Raw genomic sequence first — 2292 nt, 5'->3', positions numbered from 1 at the left:
GTACAGGCCTGGCTCGCAACACCGTGAAGAAGCACCTGCGATCAGAGGAGAGCGAGCCTAAGTACCCAAGACGGGTCAGCTCAAGCAAGCTCGATCCCTACGCCGAGAAGCTGGCCACCTGGCTGGTAATCGAGGCAACAAAATCGCGGAAACAGCGGCGCACTTTGAGGCAGATCCACACAGATTTGGTATCCCTCGGGTTCGACGGTTCGTATGGAAGGGTGGCGGCTTTCTACCGGAAATGGTCCACCGAACGCCAGGAGGCGCTTAAAACTGCCGGCCGCGGCACATTCATCCCGCTGGTATTTGGGCCAGGGGAAGCGTTCCAGTTCGACTGGAGCGAGGACTGGGCGATGATCGCCGGCGAGCGCACCAAGCTGCAGGTGGCACATTTCAAGCTTAGCCATAGCCGGGCCTTCAGCGTACGGGCCTATCTGCTGCAGACGCACGAGATGCTCTTCGACGCCCACAACCACGCCTTTGGTGTGCTGGGCGGCGTGCCAAAGCGCGGCATCTACGACAACATGAAGACGGCCGTGGACAAGGTTCGCAGCGGCAAAGATCGGGACGTCAACGCCCGCTTCAATGCCATGGTGAACCACTACCTCTTCGAGGCCGAGTTCTGCAACCCTGCCTCCGGCTGGGAAAAGGGCCAGATTGAAAAGAACGTACGCGATTCCCGCCATCGCCTCTGGCAGCCCATGCCGGCGTTCGGCACGTTGGTAGAACTCAACGAATGGCTCGAGATGCGCTGCAAGGCCCTCTGGAAGGAGATCCTTCACGGCAAGCTGCCAGGCACGGTGGCCGACGTGTGGGCCCAGGAAAAGCCCTTCCTTATGCCGCCTCCACCCGCCTTCGATGGGTTCGTTGAGCACACCAAGCGCGTCTCACCGACCTGTCTCGTGACGCATGAACGCACCCGGTACAGTGTTCCGGCATCGTTCGCCAATCGACCTGTAAGTCTTAGGATTTACTCCGACCGCCTGGTTGTTGCTGCGGAGGGACGGGTGGTCTGTGAGCACACAAGAATCATCGATCGCCGCCACGACGGGACAGGGCAAACCATCTATGACTGGCGCCACTACCTGGCTGTGCTGCAGCGCAAACCTGGTGCCTTGAGGAACGGCGCTCCATTCACCGAATTCCCAGTCGCCTTCAAGCGGTTGCAGGCAGTGCTCCTCAAGAAGGCCGGCGGGGATCGCGAGATGGTCGAAATCCTGGCGCTTGTGCTGCAGCATGACGAGCAAGCGGTGCTGGCAGCCATAGAGACCTCCCTGGATGCTGGAGTTCCAACCAAGACGCATATCCTGAACGTGCTGCACCGGCTGGTGGACGGAAAGACGGCCGTTCCCGAAGTCATCGCCCCGCAGGCACTGAAGCTGGCCAGGGAACCGCAGGCCAACGTCGGACGCTATGACTCGCTTCGCGAGGTCGAAGAGAACCAGGAGCGGCGCCATGGCACGTGATTCCGCCTCAAACTCAATCGTGGCCCTTCTAAAGGGACTCAAAATGCACGGCATGGCCCAGGCTGTAGCCGAGCTGGGGGATCAAGGAGCGCCTGCATTCGAGGCGGCACAGCCGATTCTTGCCCAGCTGCTCAAAGCCGAAACCGCGGAACGCGAAGTACGCTCCATGGCCTACCAGATGAAGTTGGCCAGGTTCCCCGCATACCGGGATCTGGCCGGCTTTGACTTCAGCCACAGCGAGGTGAACGAGGCCATGGTGCGCCAGTTGCATCGGTGCGACTTCCTCGAGAAAGCTCAAAACATAGTTTTGGTTGGTGGCCCAGGTACCGGAAAGACTCATTTGGCTACCGCGATAGGGGTTCAGGCTATTGAGCATCACCACCTGCGTGTCAGGTTTCTCTCCACGATCGAGCTGGTCAATGCTCTAGAAGTTGAGAAGTCGAATGGCAATACAGGACAGATCGCCCATCGGTTGATGTACGTGGATCTGGTGGTCCTGGATGAGCTGGGCTACCTGCCTTTCAGCGAGTCTGGAGGTGCACTGCTCTTTCACTTGCTATCCAAGCTCTACGAAAGAACCAGTGTCGTAATTACGACCAATTTGAGCTTTGGGGAATGGGCGAGTGTCTTTGGTGATGCAAAAATGACGACTGCTCTTCTGGATCGGCTCACCCACAGATGTCATATCCTTGAGACTGGAAACGACAGCTATCGGTTCAAAAACAGCTCTGCAAAGACTCAGCCCAAAAAGGAGAAGATCAAGAACTTATCCACATCGTGAGCACCTTCTGCTCACAAAGAGTGTGGGTCAAGATTGGGTCAAGAT

Annotated in this window: 2 protein-coding genes; both read left to right on the top strand. The window is 58.0% G+C overall.

Features of this window, described 5'->3' with window-relative positions; translation table 11 throughout:
* On the top strand, positions 1-1466 hold a 1466-nt coding region (istA, locus tag AC1DYQ_RS22820), incomplete at its 5' end, for an IS21 family transposase (RefSeq protein ID WP_477688714.1).
* Positions 1456-2247, top strand: a complete 792-nt coding sequence (gene istB, locus AC1DYQ_RS22815) for an IS21-like element helper ATPase IstB (RefSeq protein WP_477688713.1) — start codon at positions 1456-1458, stop codon at positions 2245-2247. The genes istA and istB, both read left to right, overlap by 11 nt.
* Positions 2248-2292: the final 45 nt, after the last annotated feature.

This window comes from Polaromonas sp. P1_F4 (assembly GCF_056405675.1).
The sequence above is the reverse complement of the archived record's forward strand: the minus strand, read 5'-3'. Positions and strand labels throughout refer to the sequence as shown.